The sequence below is a fragment of the Pseudoalteromonas sp. SR44-5 genome (genome assembly GCF_014163675.1).
Lineage (GTDB): Bacteria > Pseudomonadota > Gammaproteobacteria > Enterobacterales > Alteromonadaceae > Pseudoalteromonas > Pseudoalteromonas rhizosphaerae.
Genome location: NZ_JACJDT010000229.1, coordinates 1 through 271 on the forward strand (window position 1 = coordinate 1; position 271 = coordinate 271).

At 36.9% G+C, this 271-nt stretch carries 1 protein-coding gene; it reads left to right on the plus strand.

Annotation, left to right across the window (positions count from 1 at the left end; all coding sequences use genetic code 11):
- Positions 1-240, plus strand: a 240-nt coding sequence (locus H5154_RS23375) for an ATP-binding protein (RefSeq protein WP_182719787.1), incomplete at its 5' end; no start/stop codon positions are given.
- Positions 241-271 lie beyond the last annotated feature (31 nt).

Below are 271 nucleotides of genomic sequence, written 5' to 3' on the forward strand. Positions count from 1 at the left end.
CCACTGAGTGCACAGCAACGAGGTGACTTACTCGAATTAATCGATGCGCGGTATGGGTATAAATCACACATAATTATAAGCCAGCTACCACAGGAAAACTGGCATGAAATGATAGGAGAATCAACCCATGCTGACGCCATTTTAGATAGGCTAATTCATGGTTCAATTAAGTTGAACTTAAAAGGAGAATCGATACGAAAACAGTTAAATAAATTGACTGATGATGATCAGTTAAGCTAATTTAAAAACGGCTCTACAAAATGATAAATCA